The sequence below is a fragment of the Candidatus Midichloria mitochondrii IricVA genome (assembly GCF_000219355.1).
Classification (GTDB): Bacteria; Pseudomonadota; Alphaproteobacteria; order Rickettsiales; family Midichloriaceae; genus Midichloria; species Midichloria mitochondrii.
Genome location: NC_015722.1, coordinates 740,403 through 761,106 on the forward strand (window position 1 = coordinate 740,403; position 20,704 = coordinate 761,106).

Here is a 20,704-nt window from a genome sequence, read left to right on the forward strand (position 1 = left end):
AAGAGGGGCCTATAAAATGTCTGTTGTACCTATTGTCATAGAACAAAGTTCTAAGGCTGAAAGAGCTTTTGATATATATTCTCGTTTGTTGAGAGATGGAATAGTATTTGTTAATGGTCCCATAGAAGACAATATGGCCGCTATCATTGTTGCCCAATTGCTTTTTTTAGAATCAGAAAACCCTGATAAGGATATTTATATGTATATAAACTCTCCAGGCGGGGTTGTAACTGCTGGCATGTCTATATATGACACTATGCAGTATGTAAAACCTCGAGTTGCAACAGTGTGTATGGGCCAGGCATGTTCTATGGGTTCAATGCTTTTAGCAGGTGGAGAACCTGGAATGCGTTATTCATTACCGAATTCGAGGATTATGATTCACCAGCCACATGGAGGTTATAGAGGACAAGCAACTGATATAGAAATACATGCCAATGAAATATTACGCATTAAACATAATATGAATTTGCTCTATGTTAAACATACTGGACAACCTCTTAAAGAGATAGAGAAAAGAATTGAGCGAGACAGCTTTATGTCTGCGTCTGAAGCTAAGAAATTTGGTTTGATAGATGATATTATTGAAAAAAGGCCTTTTACTGATAAAGAGAAACTTGTTAAAGTTGGTAGTAGGATGAAAGGCATTTCTGCTAAAATAAAATAAAGTAATCCTTTTTGATAATATGGTAAATTCGCAGCACTCTTCGCATTCTCTTCACTGCTCTTTTTGCGGTAAAAGTCAAGAAGAAGTAAAAAAACTTATAGAAGGCCCAACTGTTTATATATGTAATGAGTGTGTGGAGCTTTGTAGCGAAGTCATAAAAGATGGCGCCGTTACTGAGACTGAGGAGTTTTCATTACCAAAGCCTGTCCAGATATATAATTATCTTTCGCAGTATGTTATTGGTCAGGAGCGCGCTAAAAGAATTTTGTCTGTTTCGGTTTATAATCATTATAAGAGGCTGTTTCACAAAGATTCCTCTAATGATATTGAAATTGCTAAATCAAACGTATTACTTATAGGTCCAACTGGCTGCGGGAAGACGCTCTTGATTCAAACATTAGCAAAAATTTTAGATGTACCATGCGCAGTTGCTGATGCAACCACTTTAACAGAAGCCGGTTATGTTGGAGAAGACGTGGAGAATATAATAGTACGCTTACTACAGGCCTCTGATTATAATATTGAGAGAGCTCAAAGAGGAATAGTTTACATAGATGAAATTGATAAAATATCTCGCAAATCAGATAGTCCATCAATCACAAGGGATGTGTCTGGGGAAGGGGTTCAACAAGCGTTATTAAAGTTGGTGGAAGGATCTATCGCATCTGTACCACCGCAAGGAGGTAGAAAACATCCGCAGCAAGAATTTTTACAAGTGGACACAACTAATATTTTATTTGTCTGCAGCGGTGCTTTCGAAGGACTCGATAAGGTTATTACTAGAAAGAACAAAAAAACTCATATTGGCTTTAGCGGCAACGTGAATTTAACTGAAGAACAAGTTGGAGGATTATTAACTCAAGCTGAGCCAGAAGATTTATTAAAATATGGTTTGATACCAGAATTTATTGGGCGCCTGCCAATTATTGCAGCCGTAGAAGAGCTAGATACAGAGGCCTTGATTGCTATTCTTAGTAAACCTAAAAACGCTCTAGTGAAACAATATGCAAAATTGTTTGAAATGGATAATATAGATTTGCAGATAACGCAAGAGGCTCTAGAGGCAATTGCAGAAAAAGCGATGCAGCGCAAGACAGGAGCCAGAGGATTGCGTGCTATCTTGGAAGAGATCTTGCTTGATATAATGTTTGAAACTCCTAGCCAGAATAACATAGCTAAAGTTATTGTTGATGAAGAAGTTATAAAAAAGGGCAAGAGGCCCAAAGTAGTTAGTAAAACAAAAGAAAAGAAGCTGGCAAATCGTTAGTACATCTTACTAAGAGTTCAAATCTCAGGTTTCATCTACATAAAAAATTCAGCATTCACCACGATCTCATGCTAATATAAAAACACCTTGTGCCTTTACCTGAGCCTGGGAGCGGAGAGAATGCCGGCTAGGCTAACCCTTAGAGCTGGGGGAGGGGCGAGAGGTTCTCTAAAATTGCGTCTATTTTCTTTAAGCATTACAAAGAAATTATCTATTCTGCACCTTAACTTAAAATTTATCTCTGTTGTAGGGGTGATGCGATTTTTTCTTCCTGGAAGAACTGTTTCATTTGAGAGGGGAATTACCAGACCTTCAAAGAAGGTACGTTGACTCAACAAAAGCTGGAAGGTTTGTCATAACTTACGTATTAGCCGTAATAAGGTCCTTAAAGGCATCGCTCAGCGTGGGAAAACGTCGACCCGGATGGTTCTTTGGCCTCAATGATCAAGGAGAGATTACGTCATTCACACTGACTTCGGGTAATACAGATGATCGAGCCGTTGTCGAGAAACTGACTCAATATTTGACAGGCCTTCTATTCGAAGATCGGTGGTATATAAGCAAAAACACTGAGCAATCAAGGTATTGAGCTCATCACACGGCTTAAGAAAAACATGAAAAACAAAACCCGCTTGCGGCTTTTAAACAACTGCTTCTTGCAGGGCGTGGATTGATTGAAACAGCCATCGGACAATTGAAAGAGATTTGCCAAATCCAGCGCCACGGCATCGCTCGCCAAACAATTTCTTGGCAGACCTCTTTCTCAGGGCTCTTGGCTTATGTCTTCAAACCCGGTATATCTCATGGAAAAATAGGCTCACGGGCCCTACTCCTTACGTCAAACTGAGGTTTTTATAAAGCATTACCCTGATCTACCCGCAGTTAACGTCATTACCGATTTTAGTTCAAGTCAGTCGGAAAACATACCAAATAATCAAGCGGATATTCTGTACGGTAACCCAGATTAACAATTTCAAGTTCCGTACTGATTCTTATTGGAATGAGGTAAAGAAGTGATGAATATAAATATTGTTTTTTTATATAATAACTATCCAGATTTTCGTTGGATAACAAAATATTTATCCGAACATAAGCAAGGTTTATTGGCTACTCCGGAAAGAGATAGGAGAAAATCAGCTTTAGAGCATCAAATAAATAACTTTTTAAATAACCAGGATTGCCTTATGGCGCATCATTTCTTTGGTGAATTAAAGTGCTCGACTATCAACACAAGCATACAAAGCTTAAATGATAGCTCAAGAGATATTTCTGCAGTTCCAGCCTATTCTAGGATTCCCTTAGATCTAGTTAAGCAAAATGTTATTAATACAGGATATGAAAATGCAATGGTGGATATTCGGTTGAGATAGAAGCAAATGGCTGCCCATTTAAAAACGGCGAAAGAGTACAGTATGCAATAGTGCAGGACGGAAGCGCTTTAAAGGAGAGCGAATTTCCATGGCAAAGGAAGATATATAAGAAGATAAAGATGTGCTAGCAGGCAATGCTTGGATTGTCTCAGCTGAAGTAACAGGCAGGCATTATCTCAGAATTAAGCCGATGATGGATAGCGAGCGAAATACCAATAGATGTTTCTGATGAGATTAAACAACTTTATACAAATCCTGCTAACTATTGGGAGACAGTATTATATTATTTTGACAAAAAAAGGGGATTCTTCAATTAGAGAGCTGGACGGAATGCTCAAGAAGTTAGTTAAGTATGTGGATAAACAGTTGTTTGGTAAGACTTGTCAAGAAGGTACATTAAGTAACAGTGGACTTGTTTTTGAAATATATAACGCAGTCGTTGAGAACCCAGGATTTACTAATATCATTCGAACTGTTGTTCTGTTTATTTAGTTTTCTCAGGTCTTGGCTTATGCTTGGAATAATTAGAGCAAGCAGACAGGAACTAATTTATAGATTACCACTTTCGTTTTAACTATAATTTCTCCTCAAAGTTGGCAATTTTTTGGCGGTTATTTGGTTCCACTTATTAAGATATGGATTTTCCCCAAGAAGTAATCGACAGCTTCCAAATCTCAGAGTTAGAACTACGCGATGACCCTTAACTTGGTGTTTGAGTTTTTGGATATGCCTCTAAAGGCGATATTTGCAGCTACAACTTGGAAAAAGCTAGTTGGGTTAATGTTTACCAGTTTATTTGGCATGATCATTACGATTATTATTGTAATCTCTGGTTTCTTTTTTTTTAGCTATCCTTAAGACGGTAATGATATATATATATTTTGCACAATTACTATGGCCATATTATTGATCGTTTTACTGATATTTTCGCCATTGTTAATCGTAGATAAATGAAAGAATAAGAGGATTATTTCTGGGTTGGGGCAAGCGGCTTATTTCATCTATGTTGCAGCCAATAATAGTCTTTACCTCAGTATTAGTATTTAATTTGCTTTTTATAATGATGTTTAGGCTAACGCTATCTTTTTCGGTGTGTAAAACTTGTTTTCTTTCTCTCTATTTTTTGAGGAATACTGTATAATTACTGGCTATATAATACTCGCTAGTAAACATTTCCCTATTGAAGGAGGGGGAAAGCTGGGTTAGCATTTTTTACACCAAATGGATTATTTGGTCTTAGTGTTTGCTTTTTAGTATTGAGCCGAGGCTCATTATTGCTCTGTGATTTTTATGTCAAAAATAGCTGGTATTATGGCAACTGCACAAAATATGGGGCGAGTAGGAGAGGCAGCGCCAAATGTAAATGCGGCATTTGACTTAATTAAGGGTATTGTTAAGATAGTTTCTTACAAAACAACGGGTTTTGCTAGAGATATGTTTGCAACTAGAACAACCGCGCGTCAAGCTGACGACGATAGTAGGACTGATAACCATAAGGGCAGTACTAAAGCTGTTTCAGAGGACCCGCAATAACAGTTATACCTATGAATTTGAAAATATAGCCTCCTGCTTAACTAATACTAAGGAGAGAATTATAGCCAAGCTCATAGTGATAACTATCCATAATCCAATTGGAACAAATGTGCTGTTATATGTGCTGCTGACTAGCCACAGTCCAACAGATGATATAATCAGCCTAACTCCAGATATAAAGGCAGAAGCTCGGCCCTTAGTGTTCTCTAGAATTTCTAAAGCATGCGGATATAATGTATTGATAGGAATAGCTACACCTGCTGAGGCAATAGCCATGCATGAAGTTATTATTAGCGGATTTTTAATGTCAAGAACCATCAAGCAACACAGTGCTATAACGTGAGCTGAACACATTGAGATGCCTATAAAGAAAGCTTTTTTAAGTCCTATTCTTTTCATTAAAAGGCTGCCAAGAGCGCTACCTATTGCAAAAATTGCTGCAAGAGTGCCTTGATAAAAACCAAATTCTTCTAGGGAAACTCCTAAATCTTTACGATATAGGATCGGTGAGATGCCTATAAAGACCCAATATGGAACCATAAAAAGGCAAAGAGTAGCGGTAAATAACATTAATTTTTTTGATCTCAATAATGGCAAATATGCTTTTAAAGACAATGTTACCTGAGGTTTCATTGCTTTAGTTGGAATAAAAAGGGCGGATAATATCAAACATATCAATGCAAATATTAATAACGAAACAAAATTTCCGCGCCATCCAAAATAGCAAGTTATTTGACTGCCAAACACAGGAGCAGCAGACATAGCAAAAGCAATTAAGCCATGCATTAAACCTATAAGGTAGACTTGTTTTGTTGTTGAATATTCATCAGCAATAATAACATAACCAAGTACAGATGGGCCAGCTATTCCAAAGCCTTGAAGCACCCGCCCTAGCAGTAGAGTGCCATAATTTTGTGCAAGAGAGCAAAGAATGCTACCAAATATAAAAATTAATAAGCTAATGATTATGACTTTTCTTCTGTCATATTTATCACTAACAGCTCCAGCAAATAGGGAGCATATGCAATAGGCAATAAAATTTAAGCTAAGAATCAGCTGTGTCATGAACGGAGATAGATGGAATTGGGCTTGAATCTCTGGAAAGCTTGGAACGAATATATCTAATTCTGCTCCAGCTAACATACCTATCATTAATACAGTTATGACTAAATACATTTTAAATCTTTAAATTGAGTTAATATGAAAGAACCCTTATAGCATATAAATCTTGAAATGATAGCATTATTAAGTATCATACTGCTGATTTCTTATGTAAAATGTATGACTGATATTTTTTTGAGCAATTCGCTAACGAAAAGGAAAGAGATTTTTTACCCGTTAAATAAAGACTCAGTTAAGATGTACGTTTGTGGTCCAACCGTCTATGAGCGCCCTCATATGGGTAATGCAAGAGCAGCTGTTGTCTATGATATACTTTTTAGACTGCTTAAGCGTTTTTATAAGGATGTTGTTTGTGTGCGTAATATAACTGACGTTGATGATAAAATTATTAATTCTGCTAAATCACAAAATATAGCGATTGATAGTCTAACTACTCAAATTACTCAATTTTATCATCAAGATATCGCAGAGCTTAATTGTTTGCCTCCAAATGTTGAGCCCAAAGCGACTACCCATATTAAACAAATGATTGAGATGATTGAACAATTAATAAAATCAAGCCATGCTTATGTTGTTCAAGGTCATGTATTGTTTGATGTAAGCAGCCATAGCAATTATGGAGAGTTAGCTAACAGGTCGCTAGATGAAATGATTGCAGGCGCAAGGGTTGAGGTGGCACCATTTAAGAAAAATCCAGCTGATTTTGTATTGTGGAAACCATGTAAGGCAGAAGATTATGGCTTTGAAAGCCCTTGGGGTTGGGGCCGACCTGGCTGGCATATTGAGTGTTCTGCAATGAGCTTTGCTTACCTTGGAGCTGATTTTGATATCCATGGGGGTGGCGCTGATTTAATGTTTCCTCATCATGAAAACGAGCTTGCTCAAAGTAAATGCGCTAATAGTGGTTCAAGTTTTGCTAGGTATTGGGTGCATAATGGATTTTTAACCGTAAATGGTGAAAAAATGAGTAAAAGTCTTGGCAATTTCAAGACAGTTAGAGAGATCATTGAGAGCGGGTTTAATGGCTCAGTAATTAGATATTTTTATCTAACTACTCATTATAAAAAACCTTTAGACTTAAATGATAAGGCTCTTGAGGATGCTAAGAAAGCGATGAAGAAAATTTCTGCTGTAATTCATAAAACTGATAGTAAAAAGGTTAAAGAATGTCATGAAGTTATCAATTTTTTAGCAGATGATATGAATACCTCGGCAGCTCTTGCTCATTTACATGAATTAGCTAGTAAATCGCAGCAAGGAGATGAAGAGGCTAATAAACAATTATTGTGGAGTTTAGATTTTCTGGGATTAGAAGTAATGGCCAAGGAGGTTATACCTGCTGATATCATAAAAATTGCTCAAGAACGCTTACAAGCTAAAAGAGAAAAAGATTGGCAGTTGGCTGATCTTTTACGCACACAAATAATGGAAAGAGGATACAAAATATTAGATACTGACGATTCTTATGAACTAGAGAAAATCGGTTAATTAGTATATAAAGTCCAGTCTATAACTAGTGATCATATTTTAGAATGAAAGACATTATCCCGCAGTCTAATATTAGAAATTTTTCTATTGTAGCCCACATAGATCATGGTAAATCAACTCTGGCTGATAGGTTGATAGAATTTTGTGGAGGGCTTGAAAAGCGGGAAATGACAGCGCAGGTTCTTGATTCAATGGAGATTGAACAGAAAAGAGGTATAACAATCAAGGCGCAAACTGTAAGGCTCAAATATGAAGCAAAAAATGGAGAAACTTATATATTAAACTTAATTGATACTCCAGGCCACGTTGATTTTACTTATGAGGTAAGCCGTTCACTGGCAGCTTGTGAAGGATCGATATTAGTAGTAGATGCGAGCCAGGGTGTTGAAGCACAAACGTTAGCAAATGTTTATAAAGCCATAGAAAGCAATCATGAGGTAGTTGTTGTATTGAATAAAATCGATTTGCCCGCTGCCGGGCCAGATCGAGTGAAACAGCAAATCGAAGATGTTATAGGCTTAGATGCAGCTGATGCCGTGCTTATTTCGGCAAAAACCGGGATGGGGATAGAGGAAGTGCTTGAGGCCATAGTCAATAAGCTTCCGACTCCTACTGGGAGTCGGGAAAGCCAACTTAAAGCTATGCTAATTGATAGCTGGTATGATCAATATCTTGGAGTGGTTATTTTGGTTCGGGTAATTGATGGGTGCCTCAAGAAAGGACAAAAGATTAAAATGATGGCACCAAACGCAATATATGCAGTTGATACCGTTGGAGTGTTTACTCCTAAAAAAGTTATGTGCGAAGCGCTGTATGCCGGAGAAGTGGGCTTTATAACAGCTGGGATTAGGCAGGTTGCCGATTGTAGTGTCGGTGATACTATAATTGATGAAAGAGCAACGAATATTGAACCGCTTCCTGGATTTAAGCCTAGCCAGCCGGTAGTGTTTTGTAGCCTTTATCCGTTAGATGCGAGCAATTTCCCGGTTTTAAAAGAAAGCCTTGGAAAGTTACGTTTGAATGATGCAAGCTTTCAATATGAAGTAGAGAGCTCAAATGCTTTAGGTTTTGGATTTAGGTGTGGTTTTTTAGGATTATTACATTTAGAAATTATTCAAGAACGTCTAGAAACAGAATTTAATCTAGACATAATAACTACAGCTCCAAGCGTTGTTTATAATGTGCATACAAGAGCTGGCAAAGTTGTACAGCTTCATAATCCTGATGATTTGCCTGATCCTACTCATATTGATTCTATAGAAGAACCGTGGGTTAAAGCAACTATCATGGTGCCTGATAATTTCCTTGGTTCTGTTTTAGCTCTTTGTACGGAAAAAAGAGGAGAGCAAGTTAATCTGACTTATGTTGGGAATAGGGCTATGGTGGTTTATAAATTACCTTTGAATGAGATCGTTTTTGATTTTTATGATCGCCTAAAGTCTTGTTCCAGGGGATACGCAAGCTTTGATTGGGAAATGGATGATTATAGGAAAAGCGATTTAGTAAAGATGAGTATACTAATAAATGGAGAAGCAGTTGATGCCCTATCGATTATTTTACATCGCAGCCGAGCAGAAAGTAGGGGGCGAGAGTTTTGTGTCAGGCTGAAGGATTTGATTCCGCGACATTTGTTTGCTATTCCAATCCAAGCAGCAATAGGTGGTAAAATCATAGCGAGAGAGACAATTAGCGCTCTAAAAAAAAGATGTGACCGCTAAATGTTATGGAGGTGATATAACCAGAAAAAGAAAGCTGCTTGATAAACAGAAGGAAGGCAAGAAAAAAATGCGCTCTATTGGTAAAAGTCGAAATTCCAAAAGGTGCATTTATTGAAGTGCTAAAAGCCGGTGATGGCGGGAATTAATCTTATAGAGTATGCAACAAACAGAATAGGCGCTGATTAACAGCGCCTAGAATTTTCAATTTATTGAGTATAAATTTGTACTGGTGCACCATAAAGGTCAACTTCACCTGCAGCAGCAGCTCTTTCATAATTTTCTCGGTAAGCGTCTCTAGGAGGCAGGTTCTCTGACTCTGATGGGGAGAAACATGAGGTACGGATTTTATACCACGCAGCTTTCCAAAGACATTTTGCAATACAAAATGCAGTTAAAGCTGTAACAGCAGCGATAGCTATTGGTACAAGAGGAGATGCTCCATGGCCATCTGACCCTCCGCATAACTTATCAAACTCTTGGTTTAAGTAGCCTGGAAGCATGGAAGGGTAACAGTCTCCTCTAAACTGGGTAATCATTGTGACGTTTCCATTTGGGCAATGATTGATTAAAGGACTTTGACAAGCTTCTGTGAAAGAGGCACGTGGGCTGGCTTGTAGATTCCAATTGACCCAGTCAAAAGCTTTACTAATGAGGAGGTTCATTGTTTCGCCTGCGAATTTCTGTACGCCAGTACTGTTCATTTCATTTAGAGGGTAGTGCAGAGAGGCTGTACCCTCAAATTCTCGCTCATCGTTTCTACTCACTCTAACTACTCCACTAAACGGTGTTTCAAAGTGACCAAATGACGGATCATGATAATTATCACTGCTAGGGCACAGATCCAACTCAGCTGCTAGTGGCATAGACGGACCTAATAAAGATTCATTATACCTGTGAGTATATGATAAAGAGCTAATTTGCACCAGAAGTAATTTAAATAATTACCAGGCATTGCCTGGTAATTATAGACGGCAATAAGAGGGTGTGATATCTTCGTAGTAAAGCGGGGGGTAGAAATGACAATTAAGTGTAAATATTGCGGCTCCAGCGAGCAGGTGAAGAATGGCGTGGTATAGGGACAGCAGAGGTATAGATGCAAGAATTGCAAAAAGAATTACCGAGAAGGTAATAAGCGACAGAAATACACTATGAATGATAGACTCAAAACTTAACCTTGAGGACTGTGGGATTAGGACGATGGAGAGACTGACTGGAATCCATAACGGCCAAATATCTTCATGGATTGAAGGGACGGGGGGCGCTGTGTGCAAGAAAAGTTGGATCGGGTGAAATTATAAAATTGAGCATGTACAGATGATTGCAGCGTTTATGAATACTGTAAAATCTCCACGCACCATCACAAAACAAAGGCTGGGGCCTCATTGTGGTGGAGTCAAAGAATTCTTTAAGAGGCATTATCTAGCTAGTTTTAATCGAAGAACGAAGCGCTATAGCAAATTCCTGAGGATGCTTTGCGCTACTCTTGCCCTCTTTCTTCCATAGGCATTTGCTGGATTTGAAACTTCTATCCAAACATTGGGCAATGCCACTACAAAAATCAATCCACAGGTTATAAGGATCAATTTATTTCCTACTTAGATTATACCCTAAAGGGGGGGGGGTTATTTAAACAAGGTGGAGGCAGCCTATTGACGAATTCGGCAGAAACTAGCATGGGGGGAGCACCATATAGAGAGTGTCAAAATTTAGAAATCGACCTGCTACAAGGTAATTAGCTGCCATCATATATACTTTCAAATCTAAGTCCATATAGCGCGCTGAATCTAGAACACTTTTATACCACGCTAGCTTTATATTCAAGTTTCCAGCAGTTAAAGCTTTAACTGTGCCTCCCAAGGTCACTCGTATAGTTTTTCCAAGTTTCCTGTCGTCTATGTCAGAGAAGTATATATTTCTCTAACTTGAAGGGGATTGAGCTTAAAGCGGAGTTTGCGACAGGAAAAGTATGGCTAGCCTTCCCTCCCTTCTGGCAAGTAAAGCTTACGAGGCGAGCCATTTTAAAAACGAACCTTGCAACAGTAAATCTAATACGGCTTGCGTCCCCGCCGAGGATTTTCTCATTCTTCATTTGTACGCAGTTTATTCAAAGCTCTAATCAGCTCAGTTTCCAGCATTTCCACTTCCAGCATTACCACTATCTTTACTAGCTGGAGAATCGGCGCCAGCTCTTTTACTTTCAGCACCATCCTCTTTTTTAGCTTTATTATCGACACCGCCGCTGTCGTTTCCTCCTGAAGAATCGTCGCCTTGATCGTCTTCACCAGGACTATCTCTCGATATTGCAGACATTGCATAATTACTGACGTTAAAGGTAACAGCTTTTAAAGTACCAACAGTTGTACTTTGGGCTTTATCGACTGCGCCCATTACCGTCGCAGTTCTGATAGGGGAGCCGGTAACTATTGTTGATGCTATTAAAGACATATAAGTTGTAAACATATAACTACCGTGCACTATGATTAAAAATGCTAAAGATGTGGATACGATACTAAAAAGCACACCAAATCCAGCGCTGGCCTGCCCTGGCATATGAATACTGTATACGGGATAGTATGCAGGTATCCAGCAAGCTTCATATATTGGAGATAGATCGACATATAGCGCACAAGTAGGGCAAGCTGTGAAATTTAAAATTATTTTTAATAACATTATTAGCAAAGAGTTAAATAACGATATTGCAGCAAAACACAGAATTGGCTGTAAAGCAAAAGATATAATCTGTTTACCCCAGTTATCAAAAATGGTTTTAGTTAGGGAGAATAACATGAAAGGTAAGACGATTGGAGTGATAATTATTAGTAAGGAAAGCACTATGATAGATGTTAAGTATACCACTAGCACCTTTAAAATATTAACTAAGTAGATAAAAATCCCTATCACTAAAACAGCAGTCATAGCAATTCCAATTAGTCCATTAAATAGAAGTGCAACAATTTTTTTCCAAACAGCAGCGCTAAGCATAATTTTTAATGGGGCATCAAAGGTCTCGAAAATTAGATAAGGATTTTTAAGTATTTCTGCTTCAGTTAATCCCGCATTTTCAAGAGAATAAGAGCCGGCCATAATATTTGCTACTATTTCTGTTGTTCCATCAATACAAAGAGGTACCAAATAACCGCCGAAGAAACTCCAGCTAGTCGGTGAAATCACTGCTAAGACAAACCCGAATTTAATTAATCTGTGAATTAATTCTTGCTGGTTAGCCCTGATGACCCCTACCCCAAAGCCTACACCAAAGAATAGCATATATACTACTAAAGAAGCTCTAACTATACTTGCAAGTTTAGAGTTAGATGCGACACTGTCATAGATTTTGTATACCACTCCGCTGTTGGTTACTTCTCCAATTTTTCTATTTTTACCAAATATAGTGTTTGTAACGATCTTGACTATTTTAAGGATAGGACCGTCTTTTACTATGGCATTCGTTTCATCGGCTTTTTCAACTGTAATATAATATTGCCCATGATAATTGGCGGGGTTTTCGTATAAATCCTTAACCTCTTTACTCGCTCCGGCGCCAGCAGGGATGGTTTTTATTCTTAAAAAGAGTTTACCCTCAATGTTTATATCTGATAAAGTTAGCACTCCTTCTGGCTTCAAAACATCTAATGGCAAGTCGTGCCAATCAGTTTCTGGGATTTTTGGAATACGCTCATACATTGAATCTTCTTCCTTATCTTCTTTAAATACAGCGTACTGTATCCTACTACCATCATTAAATGGACACCCGCCCCATTTGACTTCAACATTGTAACCCCCAAAGTGATTAATTTTATACAAGTTCATATAAGGAGTGGGATCTCTACCAGAAAAAGGAATTTCATCGTGATGCCTTATAGCGAGTGGAGTTCTTTTATCGCTAAATTCTTGCAATATACCTGAAAAAGAGTATTTGCTCTTGCCGTATTGTGTTAGCTTAATGCATTCTGGTTTTGAAAAGGATTCTTGTTTTTTATCATCACATCCACTTACTCCTTTGTTGAATTCACCTTTTAAAACCTCATCTGTTACTTTGCCGGTTAAGTTAAATATAGTATACGAATCTTGAGGAGGATTAGTATTAAAAACACCAATAGGAGCATTATCAGGACGAGCTCTTTCTCCTTGGATTACGTAACGCATTGAGGTTCCCGCTGTAAAACTAAAAGAAGTTTGCATTGGGTCTTTAATTGAAATTGCAGAAGAATTTAAAAATATATTTTTACAATTTGCTTTAGCGGCATCTGTTACGCTATTACTCCTTAAACAATCTACTAGCAATTTTCTTGTAGCTAAGTCAGTACCATTGCGTTTATAAGCGTATTCTCCATACCAAGTAATATTTAGTTCATCGCCGTTTGCAACATATACTCCAGTATTAATATAATTTGGGTTTCTTGCATGCCAATCGCAAGCTGTATTTCCCATTCTATTTATCCAGATTTTTTTATTGGTTAAGGCATTGAAATCGGCATCAGACATATCAGCAAAGCACTGATTCTCCATTTTATTAGACCAAGCTTGTTGTTTACTTGTATCATCATCCCAATTTGACTTAGTAATGTCAAAATTAGCTGCATTAATATTAGGAAAGATTGGAGTAAGAACCAAAGATTTTTTGCCACATAAATATATTTTGCTGCTGTCTGCAGCGAGGCCGGTTAAAGATATTTTCATCTTATCATCCTTTTTCACTGTAAAGCGAGTTCTGACTGTATTGTTGGCGATTTCTTCTTTTGTGCCAGTACAGGCCACACCAATTTTTAGCCTCAGGTCTAAGTTCTATTTGGGGTTTGCCGTCTTTATTGCCTACGGCTTCGAAATATTTACTCTTAAATATTTCGCCATTTTGGCAGACAGTCATACAGTTACTTATAATATCTTCGTTTAGTTCCACTCCTCCAGACTCTGTATAGTTGTCATTTTCATAAATTTTTCTTGAAAAAGCGCCGCATTCTTTTTGGCATCTAGCTTGGCATGTCCTATTAAGAGGACTTAAAACAATCGCATCTATTGGATTATCAGTGAGTTCATATCCTTTAACACACTCACCATACAAATTGTAATAGGCAAAAGTATTACTATAAGTGAGAATTGACGCTACCAACCAGATCATTAAGTTAAGAATGAATTTGTTATAGCTTTGGATGCGCAGATAAGCATAACCTAACGAGTATTTTCTCTGCATTTCAAAACTAATATTAATCCGCATCACTTATTAAAAGTAAATTTAGTCAATAAAACAAAGAGTAACAGCGAGAGCATACCAATTCAACTGTAGATTGCGTAAATTTTACATCCTAGGGGCGAACGCATAAAAGCGTGTCTACCTTAGTGGGAAGGTTTGCGTGTGTGTGAAGATAAGGTAGACACGCCATTGATAGGTGCTAAACTATTTTTTTAATTTTATTTAGCACATATAGCTAAAGTATAAGTTGCAAAAATCAACAAGTCAACAATCAACTCAAAGATTTAATAAAAAAATTTATAAAAATTTAATTTTTTAATTCTTATAAGGTGTTTACATCAAATAATAAAGCTTTTAGACCCCTAATTTAGCTCAGATTATAATATATTTCATTAAAATATTACCAAATTATGTTTTTTTAATAAATTTGGTCAAATAATTAAGGAATGCCTTGATTAACTTCTTACGAATGCTACGCTGAACGCTAGTGTGTTGAGTTATATACAAAAATGGGGCTTGCTAAGACGGGCGTGGTCGATTTTCAGCGCTATCAGTTATATATTTAACCATTATGCCGTGTTATGCCTTGGCTTATAAAGATTTTTATAACCAATGTGTAAAGTCTTATGGGTTTGCTGATGAAACCTAGGAAGCAATAGTTGCCAACTCCGCTTAATTATATTTGTTATCGTCGTTGCAAAGATGAATATAGCGATTTTTCGAGGACCTATTCAGTGACTCCAGATGGAAAAGACCAAGTTGAGTTAAATGAAGATGTTATAATTTCTTGTTATCCGCAATGTCAAAAAGGCGTATTGTTTTCAAGCAAAACATTGGAGCTAGATAGATCGGCATCTCAGCAAGTTAGTGGTAATGCGGTTTGTTATGCCGGAAATAAAAGTGGCTGGACCTTACCCAATTGGAACAGCTTGCAACAGAGATTTGGCAAGCAAGATTAGCAATTCCGCGTACAAAACCAAATTTATTGTAAAAAACGGGGATAAATTTGATTTTAGCTTATCCGCTGCGGACAATATTGAGAATAAAATTTACATGTGCGGTAGGCAAAAATTAAAACTAAATCCTTTATTCCCCCAACCAACCTTGACCCAAAAACTGATACAATAGATCCAAAAGCCGCTATGGGTGCTAATTGGTATGATAATCTGGTTTTCCCACCTACTGGCTTGGTCTAGCAACTAAGAAAATCAGTGCACAGCCCAATACACAGAAGAACAGTGGAACTATATGTCTAATACTGACGTTTGGAATTTAGCTAGAAGACCTAATATTGGCACTTGCGGGTTGGCACGTTAAAAATCCTTACTATACTAATACAGGTATTTTCGTTGCAGATGGAGATGAATTTAAGATTAGTTGGAGTGGTGATTATTCTTATATAGAAAGTGATGTGTTGTTTGAGAACAGCGCGGGCCAATTTTTAAGCGATTCTAACATTCTGGAACCCAGAATACATTACTCGCATGTATTGCAAATCCTAATGATACCTCCGAAGCGACTGAGAAATGCAAATACCACAAGTATCTTTTTGCAAAATGAAAGAGGCGAGAAATTTCAATTAGTTGGGGAAATATGGCCAGAAAGGATGCCACAAGGGTTGGAGTGACTGTAACTCCCGATGCTGAGTCATGCTCTACTCCAAGACCCATCTTCTTGCCAAGGTAATAACTATAGTATGCCTGGTTTGACTGGTACTGTTATGGATTCTAATATTGTAAGCAGCTTTAACACAGGAGTTGGTAACTGCATCAAAATAATAAAGAATCATTTTCTGATCCTAAGTGCTTAAAGGTTTCGGATTACGGTACTCATAAATACGCTTTTAGCGGCATTCTATCAGGGTTTAGTAAAGATAAAACTACACTTTTTTTAACCCCAGTTTGAGGTAAGTTTTAAAGAAATTATCTGATATGGTTTTAAAGAAATTATCTGATATGGTTTTAAAGAAGCTGTGTAACCATTAGGTTCTTCTCAATTTCACGATAAATAAGGAAAGTGGTTCCCCTAGTAGAAATATTTTGTTTGATTGATGATTTTTGCAAGCGACAACTCACGTACCAAAGATCCTTAAGAAACTCGCAGAGACAAAGGAAACGAGAGTCTGGGATGATGCTTTCCGAAGTTATAATGATCCTCGTTTTGTTTCATTTGAGGGCATTACCGGATTCAAAGATTTTTACCTAAACTGTTTTCAAATCTCTCTCAGAGAGGGATTGCCGAAGCTTATCAGCTACAATCGCTTTGTTGAGCTGGATGCGAGACGCGGTCATCCCGTTGGTCATTCTGCTGAATTGCTGCAAAGGGAAACAAACAGGTACGTTGACTCAACAAAAAGCTGGAAAAGGTTTGTCATAACTCACGTACTAGCAGTAATAAGGCCTTTAAAGGCACCGCTCAGCGTGGGAAAACGTCGACCCGGATGGTTCTTTGGCCTCAATGATCAAGGAGAGATTATGTCATTCACACTGACTTCGGGTAATACAGATGATCGAGCCGTTGTCGAAAAACTGACTCAATATTTGACAGGCCTTCTATTCGGAGATCGGTGGTATATAAGCAAAAACACTGAGCAATCAAGGTATTGAGCTCATCACACGGCTTAAGAAAAACATGAAAAACAAAACCCGGCTTGCGGCTTTTTAAACAACTGCTTCTTGCAGGGCGTGGATTGATTGAAACAGCCATCGGACAATTGAAAGAGATTTGACAAATCCAGCACACCACGGCACCGCTCGCCAAACAATTTCTTGGCAGACCTCTTCTCGGGGCTCTTGGCTTATGTCTTCAACCCAATATATCTCATTGGAAAAAACAGGCTCATGGGCCTACTCCTTACGTCAAACTGAGGTTACATATTTAATTACACTGGGCCGGTGCCCTTTTTTATTTTAAATCAGCAAGATAAAATTAAAAGTAGGATAAACAGTCTAAAGTAGGAGTGGCTTGTTTAATCTAGAGTACAGCTATAATTTATTTATCTCCTCTTTAATTTTATCAAGAAATTCTGCTTTTGAAATTTGTTTGCCATAGATTGGCTCACCTATATGAACCTGCACTGTTCCAGGGTATCTTAACCACTCTCCTTTTCGCCAAAAATTGCCTGAATTAAGAGAAATGGGTACTATAGGAATTTCTGGATATGATTTCTGTATAGCAACTATCCCTGGCTGGATGTCTGCATTTTCTCCTGGCCTTATTCTAGTCCCTTCTGGAAATATTATTAAACTACGCCCCTGACTAAAAGCTCTCTTGGTTTCAATTATTATATGTTTTATAGACTGCAGGCCATCTTCCCGTTTAATAGAAACCATACCCATCCACTTAAGATACCAACCATAAAAAGGGATACTAGTTAACTCCTTTTTTAGAATAAATACCGGTTTCTTTAACATCTTCATCAAGTATACTGTTTCCCACATCGACTGATGTTTTGAAGCTATAATAAAGGGTTCAGAAGCTGGCAAATTCTTCTTTCCTTCAACCTTATAATTGATATTACAAATTAATCTTAATGCTACCATAACTACTTCAGCCCAAACTGATGCAGTTAAGGCAATAATCTCTTGATTTCTTGTAAGAAGTGTCGGGAGAAAAAGTGTGGTAATGAAAACAGTCCAAACTGCTAAAAAAATATTGAAAACAGTTGACCTAATGAGGATTCCCATAATTGACTAAAAAGCCGGAGCGCATATCGATTCTAATATTAAGAATTGATATAAAAGAATTAGAAGTAAAAGTCTAGGATATTGTACTTGCATTTACCACTTTTAACTTCAAAAGCTGTAAAGTATTGCAGCACTCTATTGAGTAGATGTTTTATTCAGCGAGAGTTGTATTATATGTGTTAACTAACAAACGAGAAGGTGTCTTCTGTAACCGGCCGATTATTTGGAGAATCACTACTGGATATCGCCTTGGATAACCAATAAATTCTGTGATTCCTAAGCCTGTTACAACTATTTCATATAATCCTTATAAAAATGCTACTTCTAAATTTCTTGCTTCATTGCTGTTCTCGCTATAAGCCAGTTGTTGCCTAAAAGCTATAAACCAATTAGCAAGCTTATCAAATGCGCTATCTCTGGGACTAGATTGACTGTAGAGATATCAGTGGAGCTTGATTCATCTACTATAGCTGCTATAAAGGGCGGAGTTACTGTTTGTGGTATATTACCCTATCTAAGGATTGTTGCTCTTTAATTTCTTGAAGAGCCTCAAGCTTAATTAAAGTATCACGTAACTCTTCCTCTCCTCCTTGCTTAAAGGCTTGAATAAGAGCAGCTCTTGTTTCCTGACCATCTTTATCTAAAGCGGTTTTGATTAATCGATCGAGTAGGCCTACGTAAAATTGTTCAACTAAATTTATTATCAGATTTCGCTTCCGTTCTTGCAACGATTGTCTTATTAGCTGCTAGGTATGTCTCAATTTCTTTATATTTTTTGCGCATACTTTTATGTTTCTACTTCATTTCCTTGAGCTTGATACAATAAATGTGAATTAGTATGTATAGTAGCCACTTCTCTACTTATTCTCCCCAAAAATCTTTAACCGAATATCTAAAGACTTTTGTAACACTACTAACACCTTATCATAATCATTTTGTAGGTGGTGCGCTGATGCGATATTGTTGTACACATCGGCTATATCTTTATTATCTTCCTTAAAGATTTTTTGATATATATCCAAAGCTTTTCTAAATAGCGCTAAGCTTTTTTCAGGTTTAACTTCAGGGCCGCGTAATACAGCTATAGCCATGTTATTATAAAGATCTGCCACCTCTTTGCTTTTTTCTTCTAAAATGTCTTTGTATATAACCACGGATTTTTCGTAGAATAATGATGCTTCTGTATAATTGCTTTGCTCTCCATAAAGAAAACCTATATTTCTATATATATAGGCTACATCTTTAGTATGTTCTCCAAGGACCCTAATATGTATCTCTAAAGCTTTTCTATAAAGTTCTAGACTCTCGTTAAAACTGCCTTGAGTATTACGAGCAGGATCCATAGCGTTTGCAATATCACTATATATATCAGCTGCTTCCTTGCTCTTTTCCCCAAAGGTACTTTTAATAGGGAGAGATTTTTTGTAAAGATACAAACTCTCTACATAATCGTTCTACTCTGCATAGATTAACGCCATATTACTGTATACATTCGCTACTTTTTTACTATCTTCCCCAAAAATATTAATCCCTATAAAAACCTCAGTTTGACGTAAGGAGTATGCCCGTGAGCCCATTTTTCCATGAGATATATTGGGTTTGAAGACATAAGCCAAGAGCCCTGAGAAAGAGGTCTGCCAAGAAATTGTTTGGCGAGCGATGCCGTGGCGCTGGATTTGGCAAATCTCTTTCAATTCTCCGATGGCTGTTTCAATCAATCCACGCCCTCGCAAGAAGCAGTTGTTTAAAAGCCGCAAGCGGGTTTTGTTTTTCATGTTTTTCTTAAGCCGTGTGATGAGCTCAATACCTTGATTGCTCAGTGTTTTGCTTATATACCACCGATCTCCGAATAGAAGGCCTGTCAAATATTGAGTCAGTTTCTCGACAACGGCTCGATCATCTGTATTACCCGAAGTCAGTGTGAATGACATAATCTCTCCTTGATCATTGAGGCCAAAGAACCATCCGGGTCGACGTTTTCCCACGCTGAGCGATGCCTTTAAAGACCTTATTACGGCTAGTACGTAAGTTACGACAAACCTTCCAGCTTTTTGTTGAGTCAACGTACCTGTTTGTTTCCCTTTGCAGCAATTCAGCAGAATGACCAACGGGATGACCGCGTCTCGCATCAGCTCAACAAAGCGATTGTAGCTGATAAGCTTCGGCAATCCCTCTCTGAGAGAGATTTGAACACAGTTTAGGTAAAAATCTTTGAATCCGGTAATGCCTCAAATGAAACAAAACGAGGATCGTTATAACTTCGGAAAGCATCATCCCAGACTCTCGTTCCCTTTGTCTCTGCGAGTTTCTTAAGGATCTTTGGTACGTGAGTTGTCGCTTGCAAAAATCATCAATCAAACAAAATATTTCTACTAGGGAAACCACTTTCCTTATTTATCGTGAAATTGAGAGAAACTTAATGGTTACACAGCTTCTTTAAAACCATATCAGGTAATTTCTTTAAACTTACCTCAAACTGGGGTTTTATAGATGCATGGATTAAAGCAGAATTGCCACCATCGTCTACTGTATCTAAATTAGCTCCCGCTGCAACAAACATAGAAACCGCCTTTTGATTATTCCTCAATACTGGGGTGATTAGGGAAAGCCAATAATTTTTAGAAATAAGCATAGCTTTACTCTCCGACTGCACTTTTGATTA

The 20,704-nt window shown here is 37.7% G+C and carries 23 protein-coding genes and 1 pseudogene; 14 read left to right on the top strand and 10 right to left on the bottom strand.

Features of this window, described 5'->3' with window-relative positions; all coding sequences use genetic code 11:
• The first annotated feature begins 16 nt into the window (after nt 1-16).
• The 7 genes from clpP (at nt 17) to MIDI_RS03895 (ending at nt 4,837) form a co-directional block, all read left to right on the top strand.
• Nucleotides 17-667 carry an ATP-dependent Clp endopeptidase proteolytic subunit ClpP gene (clpP, locus tag MIDI_RS03870; RefSeq protein ID WP_013951271.1) on the top strand — a complete coding sequence of 217 codons (651 nt, stop codon included), beginning with the start codon at nt 17-19 and terminating at the stop codon, nt 665-667.
• A 19-nt stretch (nt 668-686) separates the two neighbouring features.
• Nucleotides 687-1,934, top strand: coding sequence for an ATP-dependent Clp protease ATP-binding subunit ClpX (gene clpX / locus MIDI_RS03875; RefSeq protein WP_013951272.1), 1,248 nt, complete (start codon nt 687-689; stop codon nt 1,932-1,934).
• Between the two features lie 289 nt (nt 1,935-2,223).
• Nucleotides 2,224-2,523: a transposase gene (locus tag MIDI_RS07155; protein ID WP_160162257.1), complete on the top strand. Its 300-nt coding sequence runs from the start codon at nt 2,224-2,226 to the stop codon at nt 2,521-2,523.
• Nucleotides 2,524-2,604: 81 nt separating this feature from the next.
• Nucleotides 2,605-2,781 (top strand): transposase, encoded by a 177-nt coding sequence (locus MIDI_RS07160; RefSeq protein ID WP_237697332.1) that lies wholly within the window; start codon nt 2,605-2,607, stop codon nt 2,779-2,781.
• A 166-nt stretch (nt 2,782-2,947) separates the two neighbouring features.
• Nucleotides 2,948-3,304, top strand: a complete 357-nt coding sequence (locus MIDI_RS03885; RefSeq protein ID WP_148234140.1) for a hypothetical protein — start codon at nt 2,948-2,950, stop codon at nt 3,302-3,304.
• 288 nt (nt 3,305-3,592) lie between these two features.
• Nucleotides 3,593-3,796, top strand: a complete 204-nt coding sequence (locus MIDI_RS03890; protein WP_148234141.1) for a hypothetical protein — start codon at nt 3,593-3,595, stop codon at nt 3,794-3,796.
• Nucleotides 3,797-4,594: 798 nt separating this feature from the next.
• Nucleotides 4,595-4,837, top strand: coding sequence for a hypothetical protein (locus tag MIDI_RS03895; protein WP_013951275.1), 243 nt, complete (start codon nt 4,595-4,597; stop codon nt 4,835-4,837).
• Between the two features lie 9 nt (nt 4,838-4,846).
• Here the strand turns inward: MIDI_RS03895 and MIDI_RS03900 are convergent, their stop codons facing one another.
• Nucleotides 4,847-6,013 (bottom strand): MFS transporter, encoded by a 1,167-nt coding sequence (locus MIDI_RS03900; RefSeq protein ID WP_013951276.1) that lies wholly within the window; start codon nt 6,011-6,013, stop codon nt 4,847-4,849.
• Between the two features lie 105 nt (nt 6,014-6,118).
• On the opposite strand from MIDI_RS03900, the gene cysS reads away from it, so the two are divergent.
• Together cysS and lepA are read left to right on the top strand one after the other, a co-directional pair.
• A complete protein-coding gene (cysS, locus tag MIDI_RS03905; RefSeq protein WP_041185465.1) occupies nt 6,119-7,447 on the top strand; it encodes a cysteine--tRNA ligase in 1,329 nt (442 codons plus the stop codon).
• A 44-nt stretch (nt 7,448-7,491) separates the two neighbouring features.
• Nucleotides 7,492-9,311, top strand: a pseudogene (lepA, locus tag MIDI_RS03910) (translation elongation factor 4).
• 60 nt (nt 9,312-9,371) lie between these two features.
• On the opposite strand, the gene MIDI_RS03915 reads toward lepA, so the two are convergent.
• Entirely contained in the window at nt 9,372-10,028 is a 657-nt protein-coding gene (locus MIDI_RS03915) for a hypothetical protein (RefSeq protein ID WP_013951279.1), read from the bottom strand.
• A gap of 289 nt (nt 10,029-10,317) precedes the next feature.
• Between MIDI_RS03915 and MIDI_RS08660 the strand changes: the two genes are divergently transcribed.
• Entirely contained in the window at nt 10,318-10,455 is a 138-nt protein-coding gene (locus MIDI_RS08660) for a hypothetical protein (protein WP_160162258.1), read from the top strand.
• An 831-nt stretch (nt 10,456-11,286) separates the two neighbouring features.
• Here MIDI_RS08660 and MIDI_RS03930 read toward each other — a convergent pair.
• Together MIDI_RS03930 and MIDI_RS03935 are read right to left on the bottom strand one after the other, a co-directional pair.
• Nucleotides 11,287-13,923: a TrbL/VirB6 family protein gene (locus MIDI_RS03930; protein WP_160162259.1), complete on the bottom strand. Its 2,637-nt coding sequence runs from the start codon at nt 13,921-13,923 to the stop codon at nt 11,287-11,289.
• Nucleotides 13,850-14,275 (bottom strand): hypothetical protein, encoded by a 426-nt coding sequence (locus MIDI_RS03935; RefSeq protein ID WP_148234142.1) that lies wholly within the window; start codon nt 14,273-14,275, stop codon nt 13,850-13,852. The genes MIDI_RS03930 and MIDI_RS03935 overlap by 74 nt, the downstream gene beginning before the upstream one ends.
• An 815-nt stretch (nt 14,276-15,090) precedes the next feature.
• Here MIDI_RS03935 and MIDI_RS03940 point away from each other — a divergent pair.
• The 4 genes from MIDI_RS03940 to MIDI_RS09045 all read left to right on the top strand — a co-directional run bounded on the left by MIDI_RS03940 (nt 15,091) and on the right by MIDI_RS09045 (nt 17,269).
• Entirely contained in the window at nt 15,091-15,315 is a 225-nt protein-coding gene (locus MIDI_RS03940) for a hypothetical protein (protein ID WP_041185470.1), read from the top strand.
• A gap of 332 nt (nt 15,316-15,647) precedes the next feature.
• The gene (locus MIDI_RS03945) at nt 15,648-15,983 is read left to right on the top strand and encodes a hypothetical protein (protein WP_041185471.1); all 336 of its coding nucleotides are present in this window, start codon (nt 15,648-15,650) and stop codon (nt 15,981-15,983) included.
• A gap of 430 nt (nt 15,984-16,413) precedes the next feature.
• On the top strand, nt 16,414-16,962 hold the full coding sequence (locus MIDI_RS10595) for a transposase (protein ID WP_052567698.1): 549 nt from the start codon (nt 16,414-16,416) through the stop codon (nt 16,960-16,962).
• A 118-nt stretch (nt 16,963-17,080) separates the two neighbouring features.
• Complete coding sequence (locus MIDI_RS09045; RefSeq protein ID WP_202795457.1) at nt 17,081-17,269, top strand: hypothetical protein; 189 nt, start codon at nt 17,081-17,083, stop codon at nt 17,267-17,269.
• Nucleotides 17,270-17,340: 71 nt separating this feature from the next.
• On the opposite strand, the gene MIDI_RS03955 is transcribed toward MIDI_RS09045, so the two are convergent.
• The 6 genes from MIDI_RS03955 to MIDI_RS03975 form a co-directional block, all read right to left on the bottom strand.
• A complete protein-coding gene (locus MIDI_RS03955) occupies nt 17,341-17,898 on the bottom strand; it encodes a lysophospholipid acyltransferase family protein (protein ID WP_160162260.1) in 558 nt (185 codons plus the stop codon).
• 632 nt (nt 17,899-18,530) lie between these two features.
• Nucleotides 18,531-18,770, bottom strand: a complete 240-nt coding sequence (locus MIDI_RS03960) for a hypothetical protein (protein ID WP_041185472.1) — start codon at nt 18,768-18,770, stop codon at nt 18,531-18,533.
• A 129-nt stretch (nt 18,771-18,899) separates the two neighbouring features.
• Nucleotides 18,900-19,478 (bottom strand): tetratricopeptide repeat protein, encoded by a 579-nt coding sequence (locus MIDI_RS03965; protein ID WP_041185473.1) that lies wholly within the window; start codon nt 19,476-19,478, stop codon nt 18,900-18,902.
• Nucleotides 19,479-19,496: 18 nt separating this feature from the next.
• Nucleotides 19,497-20,210, bottom strand: a complete 714-nt coding sequence (locus MIDI_RS08910; protein WP_202795458.1) for a transposase — start codon at nt 20,208-20,210, stop codon at nt 19,497-19,499.
• 29 nt (nt 20,211-20,239) lie between these two features.
• The gene (locus MIDI_RS09050; protein ID WP_160162261.1) at nt 20,240-20,386 is read right to left on the bottom strand and encodes a hypothetical protein; all 147 of its coding nucleotides are present in this window, start codon (nt 20,384-20,386) and stop codon (nt 20,240-20,242) included.
• Nucleotides 20,387-20,458: 72 nt separating this feature from the next.
• Nucleotides 20,459-20,674 (bottom strand): hypothetical protein, encoded by a 216-nt coding sequence (locus MIDI_RS03975; protein ID WP_148234144.1) that lies wholly within the window; start codon nt 20,672-20,674, stop codon nt 20,459-20,461.
• Nucleotides 20,675-20,704 lie beyond the last annotated feature (30 nt).

What these genes read in the sequence shown, in the direction of transcription:
- MIDI_RS08660 (WP_160162258.1), top strand. Translation starts at nt 10,318, where the DNA reads ATGATAGACTCAAAACTTAACCTTGAGGACTGTGGGATTAGGACGATG.
- clpX (WP_013951272.1), top strand. Translation starts at nt 687, where the DNA reads ATGGTAAATTCGCAGCACTCTTCGCATTCTCTTCACTGCTCTTTTTGC.
- MIDI_RS03975 (WP_148234144.1), bottom strand. Translation starts at nt 20,674, where the DNA reads ATGCTTATTTCTAAAAATTATTGGCTTTCCCTAATCACCCCAGTATTG.
- clpP (WP_013951271.1), top strand. Translation starts at nt 17, where the DNA reads ATGTCTGTTGTACCTATTGTCATAGAACAAAGTTCTAAGGCTGAAAGA.
- MIDI_RS03955 (WP_160162260.1), bottom strand. Translation starts at nt 17,898, where the DNA reads ATGGTAGCATTAAGATTAATTTGTAATATCAATTATAAGGTTGAAGGA.
- MIDI_RS03915 (WP_013951279.1), bottom strand. Translation starts at nt 10,028, where the DNA reads ATGCCACTAGCAGCTGAGTTGGATCTGTGCCCTAGCAGTGATAATTAT.
- MIDI_RS03895 (WP_013951275.1), top strand. Translation starts at nt 4,595, where the DNA reads ATGTCAAAAATAGCTGGTATTATGGCAACTGCACAAAATATGGGGCGA.
- cysS (WP_041185465.1), top strand. Translation starts at nt 6,119, where the DNA reads ATGACTGATATTTTTTTGAGCAATTCGCTAACGAAAAGGAAAGAGATT.
- MIDI_RS03900 (WP_013951276.1), bottom strand. Translation starts at nt 6,013, where the DNA reads ATGTATTTAGTCATAACTGTATTAATGATAGGTATGTTAGCTGGAGCA.